At 40.8% G+C, this 25,129-nt stretch carries 29 protein-coding genes and 1 other annotated feature; of the genes, 1 reads left to right on the forward strand and 28 read right to left on the reverse strand.

Annotated features, from left to right (window positions below; genetic code table 11):
* Nucleotides 1-17: 17 nt before the first annotated feature.
* The 15 genes from M1G14_RS04495 to M1G14_RS04565 form a co-directional block, all read right to left on the reverse strand.
* Nucleotides 18-851, reverse strand: a complete 834-nt coding sequence (locus M1G14_RS04495) for a PRD domain-containing protein (RefSeq protein WP_247926353.1) — start codon at nt 849-851, stop codon at nt 18-20.
* Between the two features lie 451 nt (nt 852-1,302).
* Nucleotides 1,303-2,283, reverse strand: coding sequence for a tagatose-bisphosphate aldolase (gene lacD / locus M1G14_RS04500; RefSeq protein WP_195529667.1), 981 nt, complete (start codon nt 2,281-2,283; stop codon nt 1,303-1,305).
* 1 nt (nt 2,284) lies between these two features.
* The gene (locus tag M1G14_RS04505; RefSeq protein WP_061455172.1) at nt 2,285-3,214 is read right to left on the reverse strand and encodes a tagatose-6-phosphate kinase; all 930 of its coding nucleotides are present in this window, start codon (nt 3,212-3,214) and stop codon (nt 2,285-2,287) included.
* 10 nt (nt 3,215-3,224) lie between these two features.
* On the reverse strand, nt 3,225-3,740 hold the full coding sequence (gene lacB / locus M1G14_RS04510; protein WP_003002763.1) for a galactose-6-phosphate isomerase subunit LacB: 516 nt from the start codon (nt 3,738-3,740) through the stop codon (nt 3,225-3,227).
* A 16-nt stretch (nt 3,741-3,756) separates the two neighbouring features.
* Nucleotides 3,757-4,182, reverse strand: coding sequence for a galactose-6-phosphate isomerase subunit LacA (gene lacA, locus M1G14_RS04515; protein WP_003007724.1), 426 nt, complete (start codon nt 4,180-4,182; stop codon nt 3,757-3,759).
* A 203-nt stretch (nt 4,183-4,385) separates the two neighbouring features.
* Nucleotides 4,386-5,861 carry a PTS galactitol transporter subunit IIC gene (locus tag M1G14_RS04520; protein ID WP_049523604.1) on the reverse strand — a complete coding sequence of 492 codons (1,476 nt, stop codon included), beginning with the start codon at nt 5,859-5,861 and terminating at the stop codon, nt 4,386-4,388.
* A gap of 99 nt (nt 5,862-5,960) precedes the next feature.
* The gene (locus tag M1G14_RS04525) at nt 5,961-6,266 is read right to left on the reverse strand and encodes a PTS sugar transporter subunit IIB (RefSeq protein WP_003002828.1); all 306 of its coding nucleotides are present in this window, start codon (nt 6,264-6,266) and stop codon (nt 5,961-5,963) included.
* Nucleotides 6,267-6,301: 35 nt separating this feature from the next.
* On the reverse strand, nt 6,302-6,778 hold the full coding sequence (locus M1G14_RS04530; RefSeq protein ID WP_024055838.1) for a PTS sugar transporter subunit IIA: 477 nt from the start codon (nt 6,776-6,778) through the stop codon (nt 6,302-6,304).
* 190 nt (nt 6,779-6,968) lie between these two features.
* The gene (locus M1G14_RS04535) at nt 6,969-7,715 is read right to left on the reverse strand and encodes a DeoR/GlpR family DNA-binding transcription regulator (protein WP_009731217.1); all 747 of its coding nucleotides are present in this window, start codon (nt 7,713-7,715) and stop codon (nt 6,969-6,971) included.
* A 213-nt stretch (nt 7,716-7,928) separates the two neighbouring features.
* On the reverse strand, nt 7,929-8,222 hold the full coding sequence (rpmA, locus tag M1G14_RS04540) for a 50S ribosomal protein L27 (RefSeq protein ID WP_003002805.1): 294 nt from the start codon (nt 8,220-8,222) through the stop codon (nt 7,929-7,931).
* Nucleotides 8,223-8,239: 17 nt separating this feature from the next.
* Entirely contained in the window at nt 8,240-8,584 is a 345-nt protein-coding gene (locus tag M1G14_RS04545; protein ID WP_003002581.1) for a ribosomal-processing cysteine protease Prp, read from the reverse strand.
* A 15-nt stretch (nt 8,585-8,599) separates the two neighbouring features.
* Nucleotides 8,600-8,914, reverse strand: coding sequence for a 50S ribosomal protein L21 (gene rplU, locus M1G14_RS04550; protein WP_003007734.1), 315 nt, complete (start codon nt 8,912-8,914; stop codon nt 8,600-8,602).
* Between the two features lie 34 nt (nt 8,915-8,948).
* Nucleotides 8,949-9,036, reverse strand: a sequence feature (ribosomal protein L21 leader region).
* Between the two features lie 137 nt (nt 9,037-9,173).
* Nucleotides 9,174-9,716 (reverse strand): membrane lipoprotein lipid attachment site-containing protein, encoded by a 543-nt coding sequence (locus tag M1G14_RS04555; protein WP_024055387.1) that lies wholly within the window; start codon nt 9,714-9,716, stop codon nt 9,174-9,176.
* A 52-nt stretch (nt 9,717-9,768) separates the two neighbouring features.
* Complete coding sequence (gene thiI / locus M1G14_RS04560) at nt 9,769-10,989, reverse strand: tRNA uracil 4-sulfurtransferase ThiI (protein ID WP_031573605.1); 1,221 nt, start codon at nt 10,987-10,989, stop codon at nt 9,769-9,771.
* 18 nt (nt 10,990-11,007) lie between these two features.
* On the reverse strand, nt 11,008-12,150 hold the full coding sequence (locus tag M1G14_RS04565) for a cysteine desulfurase family protein (RefSeq protein ID WP_049523608.1): 1,143 nt from the start codon (nt 12,148-12,150) through the stop codon (nt 11,008-11,010).
* A gap of 192 nt (nt 12,151-12,342) precedes the next feature.
* Between M1G14_RS04565 and M1G14_RS04570 the strand changes: the two genes are divergently transcribed.
* Nucleotides 12,343-12,777: a DUF6556 family protein gene (locus M1G14_RS04570; protein ID WP_049523609.1), complete on the forward strand. Its 435-nt coding sequence runs from the start codon at nt 12,343-12,345 to the stop codon at nt 12,775-12,777.
* 19 nt (nt 12,778-12,796) lie between these two features.
* On the opposite strand, the gene M1G14_RS04575 is transcribed toward M1G14_RS04570, so the two are convergent.
* The 13 genes from M1G14_RS04575 to M1G14_RS04635 all read right to left on the reverse strand — a co-directional run bounded on the left by M1G14_RS04575 (nt 12,797) and on the right by M1G14_RS04635 (nt 25,027).
* Nucleotides 12,797-13,141 carry a hypothetical protein gene (locus M1G14_RS04575; protein ID WP_049523611.1) on the reverse strand — a complete coding sequence of 115 codons (345 nt, stop codon included), beginning with the start codon at nt 13,139-13,141 and terminating at the stop codon, nt 12,797-12,799.
* A 13-nt stretch (nt 13,142-13,154) separates the two neighbouring features.
* Nucleotides 13,155-13,445 (reverse strand): hypothetical protein, encoded by a 291-nt coding sequence (locus tag M1G14_RS04580; RefSeq protein WP_338151862.1) that lies wholly within the window; start codon nt 13,443-13,445, stop codon nt 13,155-13,157.
* A 16-nt stretch (nt 13,446-13,461) separates the two neighbouring features.
* Complete coding sequence (locus M1G14_RS04585; RefSeq protein ID WP_049523614.1) at nt 13,462-15,162, reverse strand: hypothetical protein; 1,701 nt, start codon at nt 15,160-15,162, stop codon at nt 13,462-13,464.
* The gene (locus M1G14_RS04590; RefSeq protein ID WP_049507341.1) at nt 15,155-15,595 is read right to left on the reverse strand and encodes a hypothetical protein; all 441 of its coding nucleotides are present in this window, start codon (nt 15,593-15,595) and stop codon (nt 15,155-15,157) included. Before M1G14_RS04590 ends, M1G14_RS04585 begins: the two co-directional genes overlap by 8 nt.
* Before the next feature lie 342 nt (nt 15,596-15,937).
* The gene (locus M1G14_RS04595; RefSeq protein ID WP_247926354.1) at nt 15,938-16,381 is read right to left on the reverse strand and encodes a hypothetical protein; all 444 of its coding nucleotides are present in this window, start codon (nt 16,379-16,381) and stop codon (nt 15,938-15,940) included.
* Nucleotides 16,382-16,802: 421 nt separating this feature from the next.
* A complete protein-coding gene (locus M1G14_RS04600; protein ID WP_045759569.1) occupies nt 16,803-17,873 on the reverse strand; it encodes an ABC transporter substrate-binding protein in 1,071 nt (356 codons plus the stop codon).
* On the reverse strand, nt 17,870-18,643 hold the full coding sequence (locus M1G14_RS04605) for an ABC transporter permease (protein ID WP_049523713.1): 774 nt from the start codon (nt 18,641-18,643) through the stop codon (nt 17,870-17,872). Before M1G14_RS04605 ends, M1G14_RS04600 begins: the two co-directional genes overlap by 4 nt.
* Nucleotides 18,640-19,446: an ABC transporter permease gene (locus tag M1G14_RS04610; protein ID WP_049484028.1), complete on the reverse strand. Its 807-nt coding sequence runs from the start codon at nt 19,444-19,446 to the stop codon at nt 18,640-18,642. Before M1G14_RS04610 ends, M1G14_RS04605 begins: the two co-directional genes overlap by 4 nt.
* Entirely contained in the window at nt 19,427-20,584 is a 1,158-nt protein-coding gene (locus M1G14_RS04615) for an ABC transporter ATP-binding protein (RefSeq protein WP_045759571.1), read from the reverse strand. Before M1G14_RS04615 ends, M1G14_RS04610 begins: the two co-directional genes overlap by 20 nt.
* 208 nt (nt 20,585-20,792) lie before the next feature.
* Nucleotides 20,793-21,689, reverse strand: coding sequence for a UDP-N-acetylmuramate dehydrogenase (gene murB / locus M1G14_RS04620; protein ID WP_045759572.1), 897 nt, complete (start codon nt 21,687-21,689; stop codon nt 20,793-20,795).
* Nucleotides 21,690-21,807: 118 nt separating this feature from the next.
* The gene (locus M1G14_RS04625) at nt 21,808-22,788 is read right to left on the reverse strand and encodes a hypothetical protein (protein ID WP_045759573.1); all 981 of its coding nucleotides are present in this window, start codon (nt 22,786-22,788) and stop codon (nt 21,808-21,810) included.
* 83 nt (nt 22,789-22,871) lie between these two features.
* Nucleotides 22,872-23,738, reverse strand: a complete 867-nt coding sequence (gene thrB / locus M1G14_RS04630; RefSeq protein ID WP_049523711.1) for a homoserine kinase — start codon at nt 23,736-23,738, stop codon at nt 22,872-22,874.
* 2 nt (nt 23,739-23,740) lie between these two features.
* Nucleotides 23,741-25,027, reverse strand: a complete 1,287-nt coding sequence (locus M1G14_RS04635) for a homoserine dehydrogenase (RefSeq protein ID WP_023918393.1) — start codon at nt 25,025-25,027, stop codon at nt 23,741-23,743.
* Between the last annotated feature and the right edge of the window lie 102 nt (nt 25,028-25,129).

A 25,129-nucleotide genomic window follows, 5' to 3' on the forward strand; every position in this document is an offset into this window, starting at 1 on the left:
ATACCTTTTGAAAATTTTTATAATAGACGTTGAATATGAAGGGCTAAATAGACTTTTTCATTAGGAGATATCTTGGCTCCTGTCTGTTCAGCGATGGTTTGGTAGATTTGATGACTAATCTCATAAGCCTTTGGATAACTTAGCTGGATCAGTTGTTCCATCTCGCTCAAACCTTCTGAATCTTCTCTTCCCTTATCTAGCGAATCTAGGAAATAATTGAGATGGATCATAAAGCGATCATAGAAATGACTGTTTTCTTCTTTCCGTTTCAAGCCATTTTGAGCTAGTTTTTCTTCTACAGCTTTCAAAATAACTTGTCTGTCCTGGACATCTGGATCTTGCTCATGAATCATTTCCCCTTGTGCATTAATGAAATGATAAGCGATGCGATTCACTTCATCGTCAGGAAATTGATCCAAGAGCCGCTTTCGAAAGATCTCAATCGCTTCTTTTGCGATTTTATAAGGAATCGGGTGCATAGCAGACACATCAGGAAGGTCACTGTATTTATATCTTCCCTGTTGAACTGCCTGGTAAGAACAAAAGATGTGATCTGTTAATGTCACATAGATATATTCTTGAACAGGATAGTCATATTTCTTAGACAAGGTATCAATCACTTCATAAGTGGTTGTAATGAAATCAAGAGGAACATCCTTTAGAAGGGCCATAAAGTTTTCTCTTGACTCATCCGTATTTAAACGAAATACTTTTTCGACCTTATCATCAGCTACTAGATCATTTTTCTTTTTCCCAAATGCAATCCCACTCCCAATAACAATCAACTCTTGTTGTAGTTCATTTTGAACCAAAGCAACATTATTGTTCATTGGATGGATAATACGATACATGAGGCTCTCCTTTGTAAAATTTGTTAAAAGCAAATAAAAATGACCACGAAGCAACCGAAAAAACTAGCCTACACTAATTGTTCAGTCTACTTGTGGTCACGCCTAATCTAACTTAGTAACGCTCACTGCTATTCAACTTATAAACTTATTCTATCATAAACCTTTTGTTTTGTAAACCCTTACAGCGAAAATTTTTAAACATTTTTTTATAAAAAATAAACAAGACCTTAAAATAATGAAGAGGCTGGGACAAAAGTCCTAGCCTCTCAATCATCTTTGGATTGTCGAGCAAGATGCAGTGGTTGAGTGGGCTCTACTACGCTGATTTCATCAGCTTTTACAGCCCTACTCAACTGTGCGGAGGTGGGACGACGAAATCGAATTCTAACGAATGACCGATTTCTGTCCCACTCTCTAACTGTTGCTTTAGGAGGCAATCATCATTTGAATCTTATACGCGTTCTGTCCAAGGTGTTGCTACTTTAGCTAAGACTGCGTTCAATTCTTCAATATTTTGACGCCCTTCTGTACGAAGCCATTCCCGAGCAGCTGCTTCTCCATCTTTGATGTAAGCTTCTACTGAACCTGCCCATGTCGCACGTCCACAAAGAACACCGTTGAAGTTTGCACCAGATGCATGAGCAAATTCCAAGGTTTCTTGGAAGAGCTTAGCTGATACACCTGCACTGAGGTAGATGTATGGAAGGTTGGTTGCTTCTTCTTGTTCTTTGAAGAAAGCAGCTGCTTCTTCACGACTATAGACAACTTCTCCTTCTCCAAATCCTTCCACGAAGTTCACATTAACTGGAACTTCCACTTTCAAGACATCGATATTGAAACGAGGATCTGAAAAGACTTTCATAGCCTCAATCACCTTACGAGGTTTCACTTTCGCATATTCAGCAGAGGTTGCATCTGCAATTCCTTCATCATAAGCCAAGATTTCAAGGAAGAATGGAATATCTTCTGCCACACATTCTGAACCAATACGTTCGATGTAAGCTTGTTTTTCTTGGTTGAGTTCATCTGCACTGTCTACATCATAGTAGAGCAAGAATTTCACAGCATCTGCGCCTTGTTCTTTGATGCGTTTTGCTGACCAAAGGTTCAAGCAGTCGGGCAAGCGTTTGGTGCTAGATGTATCGTAACCTGTTTTTTCGTATGCAAGCAAGAGCCCAGCATCTTTATCCAAGGCTTTCGTAGCAGGCAAACCATATTCTGGGTCCAACAACATAGATGAAGCATATTTTGTCAATTCATCTGCCACAAGAACTTTCAATTCTTCCATTTGTGCTACAGTTGGCTCAGTGTCTTGGTATTTGGCCATCAAGCGTTTCAAAGCCCCACGTTGGTCGAAGGCCAAAGCTGAAATAACACCGTCTTTTGTACTAAGACGTTCCAAATAGTTGCGTTTTTGTTCTGTTAATACCATTTTATACCTCTTTTACGATTAATTGTTGATACAAGGCATCATAGTGCCCCATGTTGACATGTCCTGTTTGTGCTTCTTGCGCATTTAACATTCCAAGAACATTTGCTTTCTTGAGCAAGTCTGCGTCACTCTCATGATGATAGAGACCAGATGCAATCCCTGCAACAGTCGAATCACCAGATCCAACTGGATTGACGACATCAATCTTAGGAATATCTACCTTATAGAAGACATCCCCATGTTTAGCGAAAGCGCCATTTGCACCAAGGGAGACAATCACCCATTCGATGCCATCAAAGAGAGAATCCTGAAGAACTTCTTTTAAGTCTTCCACATTCTTACTCACTTCTTTTCCTAACAACTGTGATAATTCTTCATTGTTTGGTTTAATGACCGTAGGCTTGACAGCTGCTTGAATGGCAGCTTCTAAAGAAGCTCCCGAGCAATCAAGTACGACTGGTTTCCCAGCTTCCCTTGCAATCTTGACAAGGCTAGCATAGTAGTCCACTGGTAAACCAGCAGGAAGACTTCCAGAGATGGCAACAACCTCTACTTGTTCAACCAAGTGACGATAATGGTCGAGAAAGTCTTGGCCTTCTTTCTCAGAAATGGTTGGACCTTTTTCTAAGATTTCTGTTTGCTTGCCTTCGTGAAGGATGGCGATACAATTACGTGTATCTCCAGCAATTTCAAAGAAACGTTCCTCTATCCCTTCTCCTAAATGATCGAGAATGAATTGCCCCGTCCGACCACCAAGTAGGCCAGTCGCTGCCACTGGATCCTTTATCTCAGAAAGTACACGGGTAACATTGAGACCTTTTCCACCAGCTGTCTTACTCACCTCAGCTACACGATTGACTGTATCCAACTGGAGTACATCCAAAGGATAAGAAATATCAATCGAAGGGTTCATCGTGACCGTTAATATCATACGTCACCTCTTAGTCGTGGTATTCACCACGGTCCCATTTTTCAAGGAATTCTGTAAAGAAATCAGCATCCGCTTGATGAGCATTATGGGTTTCCACATGTTGGATCTTAGCGATCAATTTTTTATTTTCTTCAGTTGGTTTGTATTCAGCGTGGATGAATGCTTCAATGATATCGCACATGAGCAATTCACCCGTAATTTTACCACCAAATCCGATGACATTTGCGTTCAATTCTTCTTTTGCATAAAGAGCAGTTGTCATATCGCGTACCAAGGCAGAACGGATACCAGGTACTTTGTTAACAGCATTGTTAATCCCAACACCAGTACCACAGATACAAACACCAAGATCTGCTTGGCCACTTGCTACGGCTTCACCGACTTTCTTACCAAAGATTGGATAGTGGGTACGTGTATGGTCATAAGTCCCAAAGTCGAGCACTTCGTATCCTTTTGATTTCAAAAAATCAGAAACAGCCATTTTTTCATTTGTCACAATGTGATCACAACCAATTGCAATTCTCATTTGAATTCTCCTCTCATTAGCACATCTTATTCAACATATCGACACGGATTTGGTGACGGCCACCGTCGTATTTACCATTGACGAAGCCTTTGGCAATGTTTTTCGCCAATTCATCCCCAACAATTTCAGCTCCCATGGTAATCATTCGAGAATTGTTGTGTCCACGTGTCATATAAGCAGAACGTTCATCTGAAACTTCTGCTGCCACCATTCCTTTGATTTTAGTCGCAACCATAAATGGACCAGCTCCATAAGCATCAATCACGATTCCAAGATTTTGATCGTTTTTGTTCACTTCGCTCGCAACTGCAAGTGTCACATCTACAAAATCTTGACCTTCAGCGGTTACATCTACAACATCGAAGTTTTCTTTTACAAGAAACTCTTTCACGAGATCTTTTAATCTTAATCCTGCAGCATCTGCACCAATTACAATAGACATGTCCTGTCCTCCTTTTGTTTGTTTCAGCAAATATCCCTGTTGTTAATTTTTCACAAAGAAACATTTTCTTACTTTTGATAATATATTACACCTATTTCGAACGAAAGTCAACATTAAATTGTTTATTTTCGAACATTTTTTTAAAAATATAAACACCATATCTAGAAAAGATATGGTGTCAGTTTTCAAACTACATGAAACGATTATTTTGCATTTGCAGCATATTCTTCGTTACGTTTGATCATTTGTTTTCTGTACCAAGCGAAGATTCCGATATAGAATGCCAAGAAGACAACTACACCAAGGATAGCTTTGATATCACCAGTTGTTGCGTTACCGATTGTCCAACCGAGCAATTTTTCAACTGGTCCTTCAAGAGTTGAGTGAGTGATCAATTGAGTAGAAGCTACCCCTTTAGGGAAGGCATCAACACTCTTAGCCAATTGAGTTGCAAATGGTGCAATCAATGTTCCTGAAAGAAGGAAGAGTGGCAAGAGAAGGCTTCCGAAGATGATCATACGGATCAATTTACCACGTGTTACAACCAACAAGGCTGGAGTTACACCCATAGCGATGATACCTGCAAGTGGCAAGATACCATTTCCGACTTTAGAAAGAAGCACTGCTTCGATCAACATGATTGGTGCAAGTACGTTGGCACAAGCCCAGATTTCAGCACGACCAGCGATAAATGGCCAGTCCAAACCGATGTTGAATTTACGTCCTTGAAGACGTTTAGTAGCAACGTTTGTAATACCTTGTGACAATGGTTCTACTGCTGCGATGAACCAAGAACCGATCAATGAGAACAATTCCAAGCAGACACCGGCAGTCAAACCAAGACTCAACCAACCTTTAATAACCAATTCCCATTTGTCAGCATCTTGTACACCAGCAACTGGATGTGGAGTACCCATGATACCGATGACGATACCAAGAAGGAAACCGATAAAGAATTTAGATCCCCAGAAACCGATCTTCTTGTTCAATTTAGCAGCGTCGAAGTCGTATTTATCAAGACCTGGGAAGAATTTGTCAAAGATTTTATCCAAGACCATGATGATTGGGTTCATCATGTAATTCATGTGAGTAGATGTCATAGGTGATGAACTTGGTGCATTCAACAAATCATCAAATGTTGGTTTCATCAAGTCTGAGTTGATGATTTTCATAACCCCTACAAGGACAACGGCAAGAGTTGCAACGAAAAGTGAAACTCCTTGGCTGACACCGTTATTGTCAGCATACCATTTGATCAAAAGACCAGTGATAGACAAGTGCCAGATATCGAAGATATCGACGTCAAGCGTATCAGTTTTCTTAATAGCCAACATGACAACGTTGACGATCAACATAATCAACAAGAAGTAAAGTGTCCAGGCAGACCCCCAAGTAATGGTCGCAAGAGGCGCCCAACCAACGTCTGTGATATTCAATTGAATACCAGTATTCTCAACGAATTTTGCAAGAGACGCTGAGAAGGCGCCATTCAACATACCGATGATAGCACCGATACCAGTAAGGGCGATGGCAAGTTTAATACCACCTTCAAGGGCTTTAGAGAATTTCACTCCAAATAAGAGAGCCAATAAAGTCAAGACGATCAACATGATGATCGGAGCACCCATGTCTAGGATGGGTTTGAAAAATTTATTGGCAAAATCAATAATGCCATTCATAATAAATCCTCCCGATTTATGAATTTTTTTGTAATTTACAGCATAAAGTGTTCCCAATTTTATAATTGGATAACGCTTACAATCATGTTTAAAAAAAAATTAACTTAATCCATGTTCTTTAATGGCAGCTTCGATGTTATCAAAGACTGGCGCACTCATCGCTGGAATACGGAACAAGATTGGTCCTGCTTCTACCACTGGAATACCAGGATCGAATCCCAAATCAGTAGCAGCAATTGGAGTAAAGATGTCATAACCAGAAATCAAATCTTCATTGACGTCTTTGACCATGACAGCGTCACAACGCACATCATAACCACGGTTTGACAACTCTTCTTCCAAAGCATTCTTAATTTGGTGGCTAGAGTTAACACCTGCACCACAGGCAGCTAAAATTTTAATCATTTGGATGTCCTCCATTATAAATATTTACGAATGTTTTAGGAAATAGTATCCGTAATGTATTGATAAAGCTTATCTTCACTATCTAATTTTGATAGAGCTTCGAGATTTCCATTGGATGTAAAGAAATCCATCAGTTGGGCCAAAATATTGGTTTGGCTTGAGCTCGTATTATTGATAATGAAGAATAAAAGTGAAACTTGAACTTCCTTATCTGGAGCAATCATATTATGGAAAGTTACGGGTTGATCCAAACGAACCACAACCACATTCTCAGTGAGATTATGGACAATGTCTGTGTGCGGGATCGCCACATTTGGTAAGTCCTTACCAAGAAATTCCATGTCTAATCCAGTCGGGAAAGACTTTTCACGCTCAATCAAAGCGGAACGATAGGTTGGTGTCACAATCTGTCGCTCTTCCAATAAGCTTGCTACCTGCTCAAAGAGATCTGTTTGATCCTTGGCATGTAGGCAAAATACAAGATCTTTGTTAAAGAGTTGATTTAATCCCATTGTTGCCACCTCCTTATCTAACTATTTATTTTATAGCTTCAGTATATCACTATATTGATTGAGTGTCAATCATTTTTTGTCTAAATTTGTTTAATTTTGTTTGTATATCACTCTAAAGCGCTTTCTATCGGTCATTTTCCAACATCATTAAATCAGTAAAAAGTGGTCTCTTTTTTGAGACCACTTTGTTCTATATGATTTTCGTATACAAGGCATATTTGTCTTTGATCTTCTTTGGAATACTATCATCAGTAATAATGGCATTCAGGTCTTCCACTCGATAGAAACTATAGAAAGAATAGCTATCAAACTTACTGTTATCGGCAACCACATATTTCTCAATTGCATTGTTTAGAATAATAGCATTACCATTTCCTTCTTCTTCATTGGCTGTGGAAACATGATGCCCATCGATGCCATTGACCCCGATGAAAGCTTTAGAAACCTTGATTTCTTTCAAGAGTTTATTGGCAAATTGACCGACAAAAGTTTGTGTCTTCACCCGGTAGCGACCACCAACTAAGATCAGGTCATAATTTGGAAAATCCTTTAGCTTTTCAAAAATGGGGAGGGAATTGGTGACAATACTGATTTCCTTTCCTTCTAAATAGTCGCCGATAAAATCTGTTGTCGTACCAGACCCAATAAAGACGGTATCCCCATTTTCGATCAACTCTGCACATTTTTTTGCTATGGTTCGTTTCTCATCAATATTGATGAGATTTTTCTCACTGTGAGAAGCCTCTAACAAGCTATCTTTGACCTTTTTGTGGGCTCCACCATGTACACGAACTAAAAGACCTTGTTTTTCAAGATCGATCAGATCGCGACGAATGGTCATGTCTGTCACCCCAAAGAGTTCCTTGAGTTCTTTGACTGATACCACACTTTTTCGATCCAGTTCCTGAAGAATTTCAACATGTCTGCTATCTTTCATGGTACTACTTCCATTCCTACTATATTTGTCTCTATTATACTATATTTTTCAAAAAACACAAATTCAAACATTATATTAACAAGGGTAAACATGATATTTTTAAATAAATAAAAGAAAAAAGCCTTCTGATAAATCAGAAAGCTTTAATTTTGCTATTTCTAGCTTCCTCACCTTTGGATCAAGGCTCGGGACAAAAAGGTTTAGAAAACCTTTTTATTTTGCGATTGGGTAAACAGAAACTTGTTTTTTATCGCGACCTTTACGTTCGAAGCGTACTACGCCTTCAACTTTTGCGAACAAAGTATCGTCTCCACCACGTCCAACGTTCACACCTGGGTAGATGTGTGTTCCGCGTTGACGGTAAAGGATAGATCCACCTGTTACAGTTTGTCCATCAGCTGCTTTAGCTCCAAGACGTTTTGCTTGTGAATCACGTCCGTTTGATGTAGAACCTCCACCTTTTTTGTGGGCGAAAAGTTGCAAGTTAGCAAGATTCAATTTCAACATAATTGTTTTCCTCCATGTTAGTTTTCTGTGATAACTCTTGTTTGGACGAACTCTGAAGAGTTCTCCGATAAGTTTGCCATCCCTAAGAAAAATGATTCAAAGAATAGTTGGGTCATTTCTCTTTGATGTGGTGGAATATCTGTCGGGATTGTGACCCGAAGGAAGCCACCTTCTTCTTCGTTTAATTCTAGATCCGGTTCGTAGCCTGCAAATTTCTCAACAGAGTTGACAAAGTTAATGGCTAGAGTCGAAACCGATGCACACACGACATCAAAGCCATATTCACCGCTTCCAGCGTGCCCAGTGATTTCTGCACTCCTCAGCTCGCCATCTTCGGCTCGTTCAAAGACTGCTTGTATCATGTGTTCTCCTAAAAATTAAGCGTTGATAGCGTTGATGACAACTTTAGTGTAAGGTTGACGGTGACCTTGTTTACGGTGGCTACCTTTTTTAGGTTTGTACTTGTAAGTAACAACTTTCTTTTGTTTTCCTTGTTTTTCAACAGTTCCAACAACAGTAGCTCCTGAAACAAGTGGAGTTCCGACAACAGTGTTTTCACCACCAACAAGAACAACTTCGTTAAATGTAACTTCTTGACCAGCTTCAACGTTCAATTTTTCAACGTAGACTGCTTGACCAACTTCAACTTTAACTTGTTTTCCGCCAGTTTTAATGATTGCGTATGTGCTCATTATGCACCTCCTATGTATTTTTGGGTTTCCCCGTATTTTTGTGAAGACTCGCCTAGCATCGTGGGACGAACCACTTACTCTCATGGAAATGAGCGACGATGTTCGAGCGGTTGCACAGGCATGTGCATAGTCAACTCTCTAAGTATATCACTTCTATCAGACAAAGACAAGTATTTTTGCGCTTTGAAAGCGAATTTTCTTTGAAAAATCTATTTTTTGTATCTTGTAGTTTAAGATCGCATTCAAAACCTGCCTTCATCTACTTATCCTTAAATTTAAAGTCATTGAAGCTCATTTTGGCTTTAGACGAATCGTTCATCCCCTTCATTTTTTCTTCTTGTTCCTTAGTAATTTTTATCGGAATCGCTGCAGCAGTATTGGGTTTTAACACACCCGATTCGCTCACTTCATAGTCAACTGTGACATCTTTAAAAAGTGGCTCTCCATCATATTCCAAATTCAGGACAAAGGATCCATCACGATCGATGGTTGTGGTGGTACGATTCACAATAAAGAATAAGGCGAAGCGATTTTCCTCATTTCCAAAGGTATATCCTGGAAAAAAGACAAATAATTTTCCAGCTTCTCCAAGCGTTGGATGTTCCTTGATAAATTTCTCAGACGCTTCCAAGACTTCGTTGTCCTGGTCTTTATACTGCTCGGCCCTGACAAATGTGAGGGGTTCTTTTTTTCTATTGCTTGATTGGCTAGTCTTCTCTTCTTTTTTCGGGCCAGTAAACGATACTTTGACACAGCCTGTCAACAGAAGCAAACTTGTCATTAATACGATAATTTTTTTCATCTTGTCTCCTTTAAGTTGGTTAGAAAAAGAGGCTGGATACGCCCAGTCTCTCCTATAGCAAATCCTCAATCAGGTCATCAACCTCGTCTTTTTCTACTTTTGGTGTGATCTCTGTTACGATGATGCCTGCTACAGCTCGCTCAACTAAGGCTTCCACATCCAACCGTTGCTCATACTGCTCTGCATTTTTGAGTTTCGGATTCGTCTTTGGACGATCTGGTGCAAAGATGGTACAACAGTCTTCAAACGGTTGGATAGAGATTTCAAAGGTATCAATCTCTTGGGCAATATCGATGATTTCCAACTTGTCCATGGTTACCACTGGACGGATAACCGGTGTATTGGTTACCGCATTGATGGCCTGCATACTCTCTAAGGTTTGACTAGCCACTTGTCCTAAGCTTTCACCATTAATAATCACCAAACCACCGCGAACCTCGCGAATACGATCTGTGATGCGCATCATAAAGCGACGGGTCAGGGTCATGAGGTAAGCTTCCGGCGCTTTTGCCTTGATTTCCTCTTGGATCTCTGTGAAGGGCACCTCGATAAATTGGATATTGCCCCCAAACTTGGTCAACTTCCGTGTTAAATCATGGGCTTTTTTAAGAGCACCTGGGCTGGTATATGGGGGACTCGCAAAGTGAACCGCCTCAATGTCCACACCGCGCTTCAAGGCTAGGTAGCCAGCTACTGGAGAGTCGATCCCACCAGAAAGCATGAGCATCCCTTTCCCAGAAGTCCCAACTGGAAGACCTCCTGCTCCCTTGATGGTTTCATAAGAGATGTAGGCTGCTTCTTCTCGGATTTCGACTTGCAGATTGATATCTGGTTTTTTCATTTGGGCCTGAATGGTTGGAATGGCTTCAAAGACAGCACCACCTAGGGTTTGATTGAGTTCGCGACTATCGAGTTCAAAAGTGTGATCGCTACGCTTACTTGAGATTTTAAAGGTCAAGCCGTCCTTGTATATCTCCTTCATAATCTCTTGCACCGCTGCTTTTAAGGCTGGTACTGATTTTTCGATCTTGTAAACAGGTGAAAAATTTTGGATTCCAAAAACTTGCTTGAGGGATTCTGCCACCGGCTCATAATCCGTCCCATGTAGATAAGCATGAGCCCGATCGCGGTCCGCTGTCACTTTGACAGCCGGATAAATAGATAAAACATCTTGGATATTATTGCGAAGTTTATTGATGAAACGCATGCGGTTTTTCCCTTTAGTAGAAAGCTCTCCATAGCGAATCATAATTTCTGAATAGGTTAAGGTCATATTGATTTCCTTCTAAAATTAGCGTACTTTTCGTGTTTGTTCGTAAATCAGTTTGAACTTGGTCAAGAATTGCTCGACTTGGCTCATGTCATTTTCCAGATCGAGACTCAAGCGAACTGCTGTCTGTGCAACACTCTTGTCCACTCCCATGGCAATCAAGGTACCAGCTGGTTTTCCAGCCTTGGACGAGCAGGCACTGGTGGTCGAGATGTAAATATCAAACTCTTCAAAGGCATGGACCACTACTTCACCACGAACTCCCTTGATCCCAAAAGTCAAGATGTGAGGGGCAAAGTGATCCTCACCAGAAAAGATAGTGACATCTGGATAGTTGGCCAATTCTTTGCGGATCACTTCTTTCATCTGCTGGGTCTTGCTAGCAAAAGCTACTTGGTTTTCCATAGCTAAGCGTAGGGCTTTTGCTGTTGCTGCGATCCCTGCCACGTTCTCAGTTGTCGAGCGCATTTCTTTTTCTTGACCTCCACCCGTTAAGAGGGGTGTGATCTTTTTGCCTTCTTTGATGTAGACAAAGCCAACTCCACGAAGGCCATGGAATTTGTGACTAGAGAAGGTCGCAAAGTCCACGCGCTCTGGTAGATAGACTTTTGTTTCTACCTTAGCTAAAGCTTGAACAGCATCGACATGGAAACTAATCGTTGGGCGATCCTCAAGGAGAGCCGCAATTTCATGGATGGGCTGGATGGAGCCAATCTCATTGTTAACGGCCATAATAGAGACCAAGGTCGTATCCGGACGGAGAAGACTAGCCAAGGCATCCACTTTGACAAAGCCACGCGCATCCACTGGAACATAATCCACTTCGAATCCCTGCGTCTTTAACCAAGCAGCGGACTCCTTGATAGCGGGATGCTCGATGTCAGAGACAATGATATGCTTGCCATAAGGAGCTTTCTCAAAAGCGACACCCTTAAGGATCCAGTTGTCCCCTTCGGTCCCACCAGACGTGAAGTAAATTTCATCAGCTTTCTTGCCAATTAGCTCCGCAATTTGTTTCCGAGAAGCTTCCAAAATACGAGTAGCTTGACTACCTAGATTGTGCAAACTAGATGGGTTGCCCCAGATCCGAGTCGCTACTTCTGTATAAGTCGCAAGGGATTCTGGATAGGGTTTAGTCGTTGCTGAATTGTCAAAATAAATCATGTCCTACGCATCCATCACTTTCTTTTTACGTAACTTCTATTTTATCATTTCTAACCGCTTGGGACAAGGATTTGATAAAGAGAGATGAGGTAAAATCACTTCATAAAATTCAGTTCTTTTTAGACATTTTTCAGAAAATGACTTATAATAGGAAAGTGTTAAAAAACAATTTTTGATAGAAAGAGAATGAACATGTCACAATATTCAAGAAGCAACAAAAACCAAAAACCAGAGGAAAAGGCAGATACAAGACCCTCACGTGGTGAAAAAGTCAAACAAGGCCTGTCACTATTTCAAACAGTTGTCGCCACGATTGCCAGTCTTTTAGGGATTATCGTCACTTCTTTTACGATTATAAGCCTGCTTAATAAAGACAATCAAAAAACAGAAGATAAGCCATCTAGTAGCACCAGCGTCGTCGTGGTTCACGATAAAAGTTCTGACTCCACCGCGACAGATACCAACACAAATACCAACACGCAAACCGATTCAAGCAATACAGAGACAAGTTCTCAGAAAGAAACCAATAACTCATCTGCTACAGAAACTAGTTCATCTGCAGCGCAAGATCAAGGTTCCACCGCAACAGACAGTGGCGCAGATACAGCATCATCTGGATCCAACTAAAAAATCAGTAAGGACAACCTTACTGATTTTTTTTGGCTTTTGATTCCATTTTTTTCTGATGTTTATAGAAAGCATCGATCTCGTTGTCATACTCCCATTTGAGCTTTGAGCGCTCTTCCTGGATTTGATCCAATTGTTCAAAGACGTCCCGTCGAAATCGTTCACTATTTTCATCCATTTGGAAAAAATAAGTATGAACTTCTGCAGGTAACTCACCTTCTGCCATGCGATAGACTTCTTCTTTCAACTGGTCCGTTTGCTGTAGAAAATAAGAGAGATCTTCTTCAAGAGATTCCTCTTTTTTCTTTAACTGTTTCATTTTGCTATCAAATTCAAGTTCTAATTTATAAAGATCTTCCTTCATCTTCTGTCAATTCTCAATTTCTAAGCGGACTAGTCAGTTCTGGTTTACTCACTTTAGATAAATAGTCTTTTGCTGCAGTTGCGGCTTGCCCCTCAAGACCATCCGTGATATTTTGACTGTAAGTTTCTTTAGCATAGTTTTCTAATTCATCTGCTTTTATATGCAGTCTTGATTGGAGAGATATATTCTTTAGCTTTATAGTGTTCACTGCTACTACAACAGCCGCTTTTATTGCCAATCTCTGTTGTGCTTTCAGTCCTTCTTTAAAATTTTCACTAAAAAACGGTATACTAATCGGCATCATTCCCACCTTCCTTCTTTTATGATAGGGATCCAAAAATATCAGCAGCGCCTTGTTCATCAACCTCTACAAGTTTCTGCGCACATTGAATCATACTCTTTGAGAAGCCACTTATTTTTTCTTTGTAGTTCTTTAAATTACTTTTATCGGTCTCCGCAATTCCGCTATCCCACAAATGTTCAAAAGTCAAGTCAGTCATTAAACTTTCTCTTTCACTTGCCGATAATGCCCATCCTAATGCATAAACAGTATTTCTAGATGATTCAACCGAAGCTTTTACATTTTTTTCCGCAGTCGTGATCATTTTCTCTGTTTCTGACACCTTCTGCTCAATATCTGCATCTGCCAATTGAACTGCTGCATATAACAATTCTGTTCGAAGTAAGATTCGCTCCGCATAGCTCCCAACACTTTTGATTTTGTTGTGCAAATTATTAGGATTCTTGAGGTCTAAATTTTTTCTATCCCATTCCAAAGAAGCTTTCTGAGCATCTTTTATAATTTTATCATATTCTTGTAAATATTCTGAAAGTCCTGAAGCAATTGAAGGTATATTAGAAATTATTTTCGTGGCATCAGTGATACCAATACCAAATCCGTCACGGAATATTAGATAAATTTCTGTCTTATGATTCAAAGGATCTTTTAATGCTTCATGTAACAATGAAGTAAGTTTTTGAAATACTTCTGGTTTCATTGTCACAATGCGTTCAATTGCTTCCTCAGGAATATAATTCTTCAGGTTATCTATAGTTCTTCTATTCAGCTTAGCAAGTCTCTGACCTGCAACTAACAACTCTGGATGATAGGATTCCGATGCAGTTAGGATATTCCCATAACTATCTATTTGATAGGCACCAAAATCATGGGATGAATACTTGTCCATCATACTAGTATACTTAATCGGGACAACTACATTAACTTGACCAAGTTGTTGATCCCATGGTTTATCACGATTGAGCATACTAACTGGATCAAAAGGATTGACATAATAAACAATTTTTTTATCCAATAATTTCAGTTTTTCATCACTATACCCAGCTTTTTTTAAACTAGCTGTTGTATCTGGGCCATCAAAAAGAACTGCTTTTCCAACGTGATTCAATTCTGATTCAGATAATCCTGCCAAACCTTGTACGGATACCATTGTTCCAAGCGAATGAGCCGTTACATCCATTTTAGCATCCGGTGCAGCTTTTTCCTCTAATTCAGCGATCTTTTCTTTCATCCCTTTTGTAGCATACTGTGCTTGAGGGACGATCGCATCCGTAAGAGCAAAAGCTGCATCATTATTGATCCAATCTTGATAGTTAAATTCCTTAAAATTACCTTTTTTGATTTGTGGTAAATTAATTCCAAAACCATCACTTCCACGAATCGAAAAATAAGTCTGGTGCGTATTCGCGTTGATCGTATCAGTATCTGTGACATAATAAGCGTGGTATCCAGTTTCTTCATCCTCTAACAACTTTTTATTATCCGGTTGAAGATAAACATTGCCACCATTCGGTAGATCCGTACCGCCACCTTTAGTTATCTGTCCATCCTTATCTTTTGCATCTATGGAGAAATTAAATTCAATGGATTTCCCTGAATCAAATTTTTTTCGACTTTCCGGATCCAATTGTTCATATGGAAACTTATTTGGTCTATCTCTGTAAGCTGATTCTGCTAATGAAGCATATAGATTATCAAAACTTTTTAAATTCCAATTAGTCAAATAATTTCCCCCCTACTCTAATGTAGGATCCTACATACATCTCATCTAAATTTAATGTATTATCCTCATTAATTGGGATATCTACTCCCCAACCCGATTCTTCAATATTATTTATACGTCCAAAAACATTCATATAATATTCAGGAGTTGTCAGTCCACCATCACTCCATTGTGTCTGATCCCAATCAATCTGAACGGATTCAACTTTTGAATTTTGTGCTTTGACTAAATCAACAATCTCCTGTTCGTGTTCTTTTAGATAGTCCAGTTGTTTTTTCTTTATAGTTTCTTCATCTTCCTTTAGGTCTTTCGTAGATGAAGCAGCAATCGTTTTTCCTTGTTTTGTATCATCTTTATGTTTCACGGTACATCCTCCTATACTTAGCAACACTGCAATTGAAGCAACTATTATCATGATTTTTCGACTTTTCATGAGTCCTCCTATCATTCTGTACAGATTATTCTCTAAAATTTCCACCTGTCATTTCTCTTAACAAACTCATTGTAATAGTCATTTGTTCAACTCATACTATTTATCTGCTATTTTCTATTCTAAGATTGAAAACTAGATGAATATTATTTTAATTATTATAGCATTTATAGTTTGAAAATCAAGTTATCTCACTACATAGAGCTTTTTAAAACATGAGTTAATTAATTCTTTACTTTTGATTATCAAAGTTTTAAATTAAAGAGTTATGACGTTGGTTACGATCTAGACTAATGGTCTATTACTTACACATAGCACGTTTTTTCCTATCATTTTAAGTTCAAATTACTCAAATAATCTTCCCCCTATGTTAATGTCGGATCCTATATACATCTCATCTAGATTCAATGTATTGTCATCATTAATTGGGATATCTACTCCCCAACCCGATTCTTCAATATTATTTATACGTCCATAAACACTCATATAATATTCAGGAGTTGTCAGTCCACCATCACCCCATTGTGTCTGATCCCAATCAATCTGAACGGATTCAACTTTTGAATTTTGTGCTTTGACTAAATCAATAACCTTCTGTTCGTGTTCTTTTAGGTAGTCCAGTTGTTCTTTTTTTATGTCTTCATCTGGTTTTTGTACGACTTTCTTTGAAGATGAGGTCGTTATCTTCTGTTCAGGGCTTTTGGTCAGGGTCATGATTTTTCCTCCAAGAAAAACCAGTCCTAGTATCGGTAACAAAATGATCAAAAATAGTTCCACACGTCTCTTCATTTAATCTTCTCCAATCCTTCCTTTCATGACTGAACGAATCAGTCACTTTCTTTACTATTATAGCATCTTTCATTTGAATCTCAATCTAACTCACTAGTTAGAGACTTTATGCAGCAATCATAAAAGAACCTGCGGTGTTCTGCTAGAATATAGATAATCCTTTTTTACAAATAACACCTAAGTGATGCTAAAAATTCAAATGTTGCATTTTTGTAGAGCATCTAAATATATAATGAAACTTTCCGCTGTGAGAAAAGTGCTAGAAACACCATTGTTTCTAGCACTCGGGAGTTTTGGAACCTTAGATCCAAAACTAAGTCATGGAACTTCTTCGAAGTTCGCTGACGTCCGTACTCACTTAAGGAAAGTTTCTAAGAGGAGTTTATCTGCAATCAAAAAGGAACCTGGAGGTTCCTTTTTGTTATTTTCGATACATCTTGACCTGAAGGTAAAGATCGTTATAGACTCCAAGCAACTTCTTGCCTAATTGTTGATAGACTTCCAAATGGTCCAGTGTTTCATCGCTTGGATAGAAGGATTGGTCATCTTGGATTTCTTTTGGCAACATGGCTTTGGCTTTTTTATTTGGCGTAGAGTAGCCGACATAAAGAGCATTTTTCAAAGCATTTTTAGGACGAAGCATGAAGTTAATAAAGGCATATGCTGCTTCTTTATTTTTCACGGTTTTTGGAATGACAATGTTATCAAACCAAAGGTTGCTGGCTTCAGTTGGGACGACATAGCGAAGATCCTTATTGGCTTCGAGCATTTGGCTAGCCTCTCCTGAGAAGGTAACCCCAATAGCCGCATTGTTTTGGATCATATAGCCTTTCATCTCATCGGCCACCAAAGCTTTGATGTTTGGCGTCAAGGTGTAGAGTTTATCTACTGCCTCTTGCAATTTCTTTGGATCCTTTTCATTGAGGCTATAGCCCAAGGTATTGAGACCAATTCCCATGACCTCACGCGCACCATCGTACATCATGATGTCATTTCTGTACTCTTCACGCCAGAGATCTGACCAATGTTCAGGAGCATTTTTAACCATCTTGGTATTGTAGACGATTCCCAAGGTCCCCCAGAAATACGGTACTGAATATTGATTGCCTGGATCAAACGATTGGTTCAAGAGTTTTGGATCGATATTTTCCATCCCTTTGATCTTGGATTGGTCCAACTTTTCAACCAGATGCTCATCCATCATCTTAGCAATCATGTATTCACTAGGAATCGCAATATCGTAAGTGGTTCCACCTTGCTTGATCTTAGTGTACATGGCCTCGTTGGAATCAAAGGTATCATATTGCACCTGAATCCCTGTCTCTTTTGTAAATTCCTTGAGCAATTCCGGATCGATATAATCTCCCCAGTTGTAGATGACCAGCTTGTCACTATTCTTGGTATTCATGCTGGCTTCGATCTGGTGGCTAATTCCCCAGAGGACCAGAATGACAAGGACAATCCCAGTTAGGAATGAATAAAGTTTTTTCATGCTGCTTCCTCCTTTTCACGGGTAATAAAGTAATAACCGATGACCAAGAGCACACTAAAGAGAAAGACAAGGGCGGACAAGGCATTGATACTGAGGGAAATTCCTTGACGCGCACGGGAGTAGATCTCTACAGATAAGGTTGTAAAGCCATTTCCGGTTACAAAGAAGGTCACGGCAAAGTCGTCAAGCGAATAGGTAAAGGCCATAAAGTATCCAGCAATAATGGCTGGTGTCAGATACGGCAACATGATCTCTTTGAGCATTTGCACTTGGGTAGCTCCTAAGTCATAGGCAGCATTGACCATATCCCGGTTCATTTCCTTGAGACGTGGCAAAACCATCAAGACCACAATAGGAATCGAGAAAGCCACGTGGCTAGCCAGAACAGATAGGAAACCTAGCTGGTACTTCACCGTCGTAAAGAGAATCAAGAAGCTGGCCCCGATCATAACGTCTGGCGCTACCATGAGAATGTTGTTGATGGAAAGCAATGGTCCTTCTAACTTTTTCTTGGATTGGTAGATATAAATGGCTCCAAAGGTTCCAATCACTGTCGCAATCAAGGCTGATAAGAAGGCCAAGAGGAAGGTCTCTGATAAGATCAGCATCAGGCGACTATCTGCGAACAACTCGTTGAAATGATCAAGCGTGAAGCCCGTGAAGGCATTCATATCTCCCCCTTTATTGAAGGCATAAAAAATCAAATAGAAGATGGGAAGATAGAGGATCAGAAAGACGAAAGCTAGATAGAAATGAGATACTTTTTTCATCGTTCTCTCCTTTCTCTAGTTGCCCACATGGTAAGGAGCATAGCAAGGATCAGAACAACTCCGATGGTAGAACCCATTCCCCAGTTTTGTGTTGTCAGGAAGTGCTGTTCAATCGCAGTCCCTAAGGTAATGACTCGGTTTCCACCGATCATCCGTGTCAACATGAAGAGACTCAGACTAGGAATAAAGACAGACTGCACACCTGAGCGGACTCCATTCATGGACAAGGGGAAGACCACATGACGGAAGGTATCCCAACGATTGGCTCCCAAATCATAGCTGGCATTGATCAAGTTTGGATCTAAGTCATCTAAGACATTAAAGATCGGCAAAATCATAAAAGGCAACTCGATGTAGCTAGCTACAAAGATAAAGGAGAAATCGGTAAAGAGGATCTGCTGGGGAGCGACTCCGAGAAAGCTTAAAAAGCTATTGATGGAGCCGTTTTGCCCAAAGATTCCGATAAAGGCATAGGCCTTGAGCAAGAGATTGACCCAGGTTGGCAAGACGATCAACATTAACCACAACTGCCGGTGTTTGAGCAGCGTCAAAAAGTAAGCAGTCGGGTAGGAGATCAAGAGCGTCACCAGGGTGACGATTCCGGCATAAAGGACCGAATTAAAGCTCATCTTTAAATAGGTCAGATTTTGCGAAGTGAAGAACTCATTGTAGTTTTCAAGTGAAAACTGCCCTTCAACGTTAAAAAACGATTGAAAGATGATCATGACTACAGGAGCCAAGACAAAGAGAAAAATCCACAAGAAATAGGGGAGGATAAATAGATTAGAGGTTGTTTTCTTCATCTCTTTCCTCCTCAATGGCATTAATCAAACCAGCTTCTTGCTCTTCTACTTCAACGTACTCTTCGATCCGCGCATCGAATTCTTCTTCGGTTTCATTGAGACGCATAACGTGGATATCTTCTGGTTCAAAGTCTAGCCCGATGACTTCTCCCACGATGGCCTTACGAGTGGAGTGAATCATCCACTCATTTCCCAAATCATCATAGGCGATGATCTCGTAATGCACACCACGGAAGAGCTGGGTGTCCACCTTTACTTGGAGCTTGCCTTCTTCAGGAAGGGTGATTTGCAAGTCTTCAGGACGAATGACGACTTCAACTGGTTCGTTTGGACGCATTCCCCCATCGACGGCTTCAAAGCGTTTGCCATTGAACTCAACCAAGTAGTCCTCTATCATGCGACCATCTAAAATGTTAGATTCACCAATAAAAGTCGCTACAAAGTGGTTGATCGGTTCATCATAGATATCCACGGGAGTACCAGATTGGACGATCTCTCCTTCATTCATGACAAAGATCCAGTCACTCATGGCAAGGGCTTCTTCTTGATCATGGGTAACAAAGACAAAGGTAATCCCCAAACGTTGTTGCAATTCCCGCAACTCATACTGCATGTCTGTCCGAAGTTTCAAGTCAAGTGCAGACAAAGGCTCATCTAAAAGGACCACTCGTGGTTCATTGATAATAGCCCGTGCAATAGCTACCCGCTGACGTTGACCACCCGATAATTTTTGGATTGAACGTTTTTCAAATCCTGCTAACTGGACCATTTTCAAGACTTCTGAAACACGGCGTTCAATCTCAGCCTTGTCCAGCTTTTTCAAACGAAGGGGGAAAGCCACATTTTCAAAGACCGTCATATGCGGAAACAGGGCATAGGACTGAAAGACGGTGTGGACATCCCGCTTGTTGGTAGGGACATCATTGATCCGTTCCCCATCAAGGTAGACATCTCCAGAGCTAGCATCCAAAAGACCAGCAATAATATTAAGGATAGTTGATTTTCCTGATCCAGATGCACCGAGCAGGGTATAGAACTTCCCTTCTTCCAATTCAAAATTGATATCCTTTAGGACAACGGTTCCGCTATCTTCAAAGACCTTTGTTACATTTTTAAACTCAATAATTGGTTTTTTCAATTCACATAAATTCCTTCTTTACTACGATTACCAAACTGCTTTTCAAACGAAAACGCAGCGGCTGACAGGAAGACCTGTCAGACCACCAATACCTCTCGGGGACTTATTAGACTGCCCCACCTATTTACGGTATCGATAGGCACTCACCCCCTTTCCGACTGATGCTATCGATGTTTACACTATCAATTGTTCTTCAATACTAACGTTCTTAGGCTTGACCGATAATACGAACTTCTGGTTCTAAACGGACGCCTGAGTGAGCTTCTACTGCCTCAATAACATGGGCGATCAGGTCTTCGTAGTCCTTAGCTGTTCCATTGTCGACATTGACCATAAAGCCAGCATGCTTTTCAGAAACTTCCACACCACCAATTCGATAGCCTTTCAGACCTGCTTCGCTGATCAATTGACCTGCAAAATGACCGACAGGACGCTTAAAGACAGATCCACAAGAAGGGTATTCAAGGGGTTGTTTCAACTGACGAAGATGGGTCAACCGATCCATCTCCTGTTTGATTTGCTCGTGATTGCCTGGTGACAAAGCAAATTTGGCAGAGATGACGACAGCACCTGTCTCTTGAATCTTAGAATGACGGTAACCGAAAGCTAGTTCACTCGCTGACAGAGTTTCGATCTCCCCGTCTTTGGTCAAGACCTTACAGGATACTAGGACATGAGCGATTTCTCCCCCATAGGCTCCCGCATTCATAAAGACAGCACCACCGACACTGCCTGGAATGCCACTAGCAAACTCGAAGCCTTTCAAACTATGGTGCAATGCCACATGAGTGGTGTCGATGAGTTTAGCTCCTGCCTCTGCTTCGATCACATAACCATCCACACTGATATCTCGCAAGCGATCAAACATAATGACAAATCCCGGAATGCCCCCATCACGGACAATGATATTGGACGCATTGCCCAGGACCATCCATGGAATTTGCTCTTGGTTGGCAAATTGGACGATGCGTTTTAATTCGTATTGGTTGCGAGGGAAGGCTAAAAATTCAGCATTCCCACCGACCTTTGTATAGGTATAATGTTTTAATGGTTCTTGAAAACGGATATCAATCCCTTCAAGAATTTGATTCATTTTTTCATTCATCTTTCTGTCTGTTCTCTCTCTATAAAAATACAAACTATTATACCAAATTTTTGACTATTTTTCGACCCTAAAAAACAAAAGAAGACCTATAATATTCAGGCCTTCCTTTTACCATTTATTATGCAATTTTACGTGCGATAGCACGATTCTTTTGTCCATCCAGAGCTGATTTGACCGAAATCCAAGCACCACCAAGAGTAAAGACAGCTAGCAAGCCTAGATTCAAGTAAAATTTATCTGGGACGTCCCCTGAAAATGTCGCTTCATTGAGAAGCGTCCAGGACATATCAAATGGCAAATCCAGTTCACTCATAAGCGCCAAAGTATAATCTAATTGGTTGACCAAAAAGACGGTCAAGACCATCAAAATAGCTGAAACTACCACACCTTTTTTAGTCAATTTCTTACCAAGAATCTCATAACCTTTGATAGTACAATAACCGAGGGCAGCCCCTGCTAAAACAGATACATAGCCAAGACGCGCTACCAAGAGGGCAACTGCTCCACCGATGATTACACCGATCACAGCCCCTACAATCCCTAAAAGGAAGTTTTCTTCCCGCGCTTCATAAGCCTCAACTGTATCTTGCACTTCGGCTTGGTAGGCTCTAAAGGTTTCATCGTCGATTAAAAAGATCGCATCTCCAATTTGATACAGACCGATTGGCCCTTCCTCACCAGTTTCCGCATTCACTTGCACAAATTGGTGGTTGAGCAAGAAATCAACAATATCTTGGATAGCTGTCCATAAGGTTTCGACAGCCTTCCCTTTGGTCATTCCACCTTTGACTACGATCGAGGTCAAGTAACCATCAGAAGAGATGGCATTAATGGCTTTTGATTGTTCTTTCAATTCATTCCAAAGAATTTCACTTTCTTCGATCAAGTCTCCTTCGGAACCTTGTTTCACACTGAGTGAAATGGTAAATACATTCTTGGTTTGAGCGCCTTCAATGACTAACAAGAAGCCTTCACGCTCCCCGTACATCACACGAGCTTCGCCATCAAATTGCAGACCAAGATCGGTAGCAATACTATATAAATATTCTGGTTTCATGTTTCCCCCTAGATTTTCGGGAAAGCTTGAGCTTTTCCCCATACAATTCCCATTCTACCATAGAAGAAGCAAAAAGGACATATACATTCGTATACATCCTTCTTTCATTTGTGTTACATTGAGGTTTATTTCTCAACACGAACGCCAAATGTGTCGATTTTAAGTTGGAAAATCTGACCATCTAGCCCGAGTTCTTCGAGAGCTGCGACAAAGGCTGCTGTATGCTCTGGCGCTAAGAGGTTCATGATCGTTGGGCCTGCTCCTGACAGATAGGTAGCATAAGCCCCATGCGCATGTGCGACTTCTTTGACCTGAGGGAACTCTTTGACAAGAGATTGACGGTAGCGCTCGTGGAAATGATCTGACTCGATGGAGCGACCAGCCGTCAGCAAATCTCCCTTGAGGAGAGCTGCGATAGCGACATTGGCTACGCTACTGGCTGCAACAGCTTCCTTATAAGACCATTCTTTCGGTAGGACATTCCGACTATCACTGGTCTTCAATTGGTAGCTCGGTACAAAGGCCACAAGGTCACAGCTTGGGAAGTCAGCCGTGACATATTGGACATCTTCACCGATGTAGCTCGCAATGACCATATTCCCAAAGATAGCTGGAGCTACATTATCCGGATGACCTTCGATCTCGGTCGCGATGCGTAATTTCTCAGCGTCTGATAGCTGGAGGTTGGCTAATTGGTTGGCCAATTCAATCCCTGCGACAATGACCGAGCTAGAAGATCCAAGACCACGCGCCAAAGGCACTTCACTAGTCATCTTGATCCGATGGGGTTGCATATCAGTTGAGATAGAAAGAGCTGTTGAGAGCAAGAGGTTTTTCTCATCTGTCGGAATCCCTGCTCCAAGATCATGCTCAATAAACCAAGCATCTGCTGGTTCAAGGACTTCAATGGTCAAATAGCGAGTCACGGCAATCCCAACAGAATCAAATCCTGGCCCTACATTGGCACTGGTTGCTGGAACAATAATTTTCATGCTTATTCTCCCAAGACTTTAAAGGTATTCAAGAGTTCGAAATTCGCCTCTGAATCCAATTTTTCAACCAAGTTCTTGAATTGAGTTTGGTTAACTTGGTGAGTAATGATGACAACACTTGCATAGTGACCATCTGAGTCTTCTTGAAGGATTTGCTTGAAGGATGCTCCTTCTGCATTAAAGATTTCCGCAAGACGCAAGATTTGACCAGTCGCATCTGGTGCTTTGATTGAGAAGTAATAATTGTTCTTCACGTCTTCTGGCTTAGCCAATTGAAGAGGGCGACTGTATTCATTGAAGGCTTTACCGATCGTTCCTTCTTTTAGACGACGGACAATGCGGACGAGGTCGGCTACGACACTTGTCGCAGTTGGTTTTTGACCAGCACCTGGTCCGTAGTACATAGACTCACCAATACCGATGGATTCCACATAGACCGCATTCATGACATCATTCACTCCTGCGAGTGGATGTTGTTTTGGAAGGAAGGTTGGTGTCACTTCTGCTGCGATCCCTGACTCTGTTTCAACGATAGATCCGACCAGCTTAATGACATATCCAAGGCTTTGAGCAACCGATACATCTTGAGGAGTGATCTGGCTAATTCCTTTGTGACCTACTTGGTCAAATTGGATATTCATCCCAAAAGCGAACTGGCTCAAGATCACCATCTTGTAAGCAGCATCGATTCCTTCAACGTCGTTGGTTGGATCACTTTCAGCGTAACCAAGACGTTGCGCTTCTGCTAAAGCATCCTCATAAGTCCAGCCTTCTTCGACCATTTTGGTCATCATGAAGTTAGAGGTTCCATTGACCACACCAAGAACCTTGGTCACCTTGTCTGAGGCCAAAGAATTCACCAAAGTTCGAAGGATTGGGATCCCACCAGCTACGGCAGCTTCATAATAAAGAGCCACTTGGTGTTTTTTAGCAATCTCTAGCAACTCGCTTCCATGAACGGCAAGAAGGTCTTTGTTAGCAGAAACCACATGTTTGCCTGCTTCCAGCGCACGGGTGATAAAGGTCTTAGCTGGCTCGATACGACCCATCAATTCGACCACGATGGCAATGTCCTTGTCTTCAATGATCTCATCGACATTGGTCACAAAGTTGTAGTCATGACCAGCAGCTTGTAATTTTTCCTTCTCAGCATCATCTCGAACCAAGACCTTGGCGATCTCGATTTCATCTTGAGCTGCCTGGGTGATTTTTTCATGGTTTTCTTTTAATAAAAATGGTACGCCACTTGCAACAGTACCAAATCCTAGTAAGGCAATCTTAACAGACATCCTATTGACTCCTTGAATTTTCTATAGTAGCTCCATTATAACAAAAACTTGAGCGTTTGACAGCCAATTGCCTTAAAAATTCTGAATTTTCATGACAGGATC

This window comes from Streptococcus parasanguinis (assembly GCF_023109675.1).
Classification (GTDB): domain Bacteria; phylum Bacillota; class Bacilli; order Lactobacillales; family Streptococcaceae; genus Streptococcus; species Streptococcus parasanguinis_I.

Bases quoted from the DNA above. Each gene is read 5' to 3' on its own strand.
- M1G14_RS04625 (WP_045759573.1), bottom strand. From the start codon at position 22,788: ATGGGGAAAAGCTCAAGCTTTCCCGAAAATCTAGGGGGAAACATGAAA.
- M1G14_RS04635 (WP_023918393.1), bottom strand. From the start codon at position 25,027: ATGTCTGTTAAGATTGCCTTACTAGGATTTGGTACTGTTGCAAGTGGC.
- M1G14_RS04610 (WP_049484028.1), bottom strand. From the start codon at position 19,446: ATGAAGAAAACAACCTCTAATCTATTTATCCTCCCCTATTTCTTGTGG.
- M1G14_RS04495 (WP_247926353.1), bottom strand. From the start codon at position 851: ATGTATCGTATTATCCATCCAATGAACAATAATGTTGCTTTGGTTCAA.
- M1G14_RS04580 (WP_338151862.1), bottom strand. From the start codon at position 13,445: ATGATGCCGATTAGTATACCGTTTTTTAGTGAAAATTTTAAAGAAGGA.
- thiI (WP_031573605.1), bottom strand. From the start codon at position 10,989: ATGACCTTAACCTATTCAGAAATTATGATTCGCTATGGAGAGCTTTCT.
- M1G14_RS04605 (WP_049523713.1), bottom strand. From the start codon at position 18,643: ATGAAAAAAGTATCTCATTTCTATCTAGCTTTCGTCTTTCTGATCCTC.
- lacD (WP_195529667.1), bottom strand. From the start codon at position 2,283: ATGGTATTAACAGAACAAAAACGCAACTATTTGGAACGTCTTAGTACA.
- M1G14_RS04570 (WP_049523609.1), top strand. From the start codon at position 12,343: ATGTCACAATATTCAAGAAGCAACAAAAACCAAAAACCAGAGGAAAAG.
- rplU (WP_003007734.1), bottom strand. From the start codon at position 8,914: ATGAGCACATACGCAATCATTAAAACTGGCGGAAAACAAGTTAAAGTT.
- lacA (WP_003007724.1), bottom strand. From the start codon at position 4,182: ATGTCTATTGTAATTGGTGCAGATGCTGCAGGATTAAGATTAAAAGAT.
- M1G14_RS04590 (WP_049507341.1), bottom strand. From the start codon at position 15,595: ATGAAAAGTCGAAAAATCATGATAATAGTTGCTTCAATTGCAGTGTTG.
- rpmA (WP_003002805.1), bottom strand. From the start codon at position 8,222: ATGTTGAAATTGAATCTTGCTAACTTGCAACTTTTCGCCCACAAAAAA.
- M1G14_RS04505 (WP_061455172.1), bottom strand. From the start codon at position 3,214: ATGATATTAACGGTCACGATGAACCCTTCGATTGATATTTCTTATCCT.
- M1G14_RS04595 (WP_247926354.1), bottom strand. From the start codon at position 16,381: ATGAAGAGACGTGTGGAACTATTTTTGATCATTTTGTTACCGATACTA.
- murB (WP_045759572.1), bottom strand. From the start codon at position 21,689: ATGAATGAAAAAATGAATCAAATTCTTGAAGGGATTGATATCCGTTTT.
- M1G14_RS04555 (WP_024055387.1), bottom strand. From the start codon at position 9,716: ATGAAAAAAATTATCGTATTAATGACAAGTTTGCTTCTGTTGACAGGC.
- M1G14_RS04525 (WP_003002828.1), bottom strand. From the start codon at position 6,266: ATGATTAAAATTTTAGCTGCCTGTGGTGCAGGTGTTAACTCTAGCCAC.
- M1G14_RS04520 (WP_049523604.1), bottom strand. From the start codon at position 5,861: ATGAATGGCATTATTGATTTTGCCAATAAATTTTTCAAACCCATCCTA.
- M1G14_RS04530 (WP_024055838.1), bottom strand. From the start codon at position 6,778: ATGGGATTAAATCAACTCTTTAACAAAGATCTTGTATTTTGCCTACAT.
- M1G14_RS04545 (WP_003002581.1), bottom strand. From the start codon at position 8,584: ATGATACAAGCAGTCTTTGAACGAGCCGAAGATGGCGAGCTGAGGAGT.
- M1G14_RS04535 (WP_009731217.1), bottom strand. From the start codon at position 7,715: ATGAAAGATAGCAGACATGTTGAAATTCTTCAGGAACTGGATCGAAAA.
- thrB (WP_049523711.1), bottom strand. From the start codon at position 23,738: ATGAAAATTATTGTTCCAGCAACCAGTGCCAATGTAGGGCCAGGATTT.
- M1G14_RS04565 (WP_049523608.1), bottom strand. From the start codon at position 12,150: ATGATTTATTTTGACAATTCAGCAACGACTAAACCCTATCCAGAATCC.
- lacB (WP_003002763.1), bottom strand. From the start codon at position 3,740: ATGAGAATTGCAATTGGTTGTGATCACATTGTGACAAATGAAAAAATG.
- M1G14_RS04600 (WP_045759569.1), bottom strand. From the start codon at position 17,873: ATGAAAAAACTTTATTCATTCCTAACTGGGATTGTCCTTGTCATTCTG.
- M1G14_RS04575 (WP_049523611.1), bottom strand. From the start codon at position 13,141: ATGAAGGAAGATCTTTATAAATTAGAACTTGAATTTGATAGCAAAATG.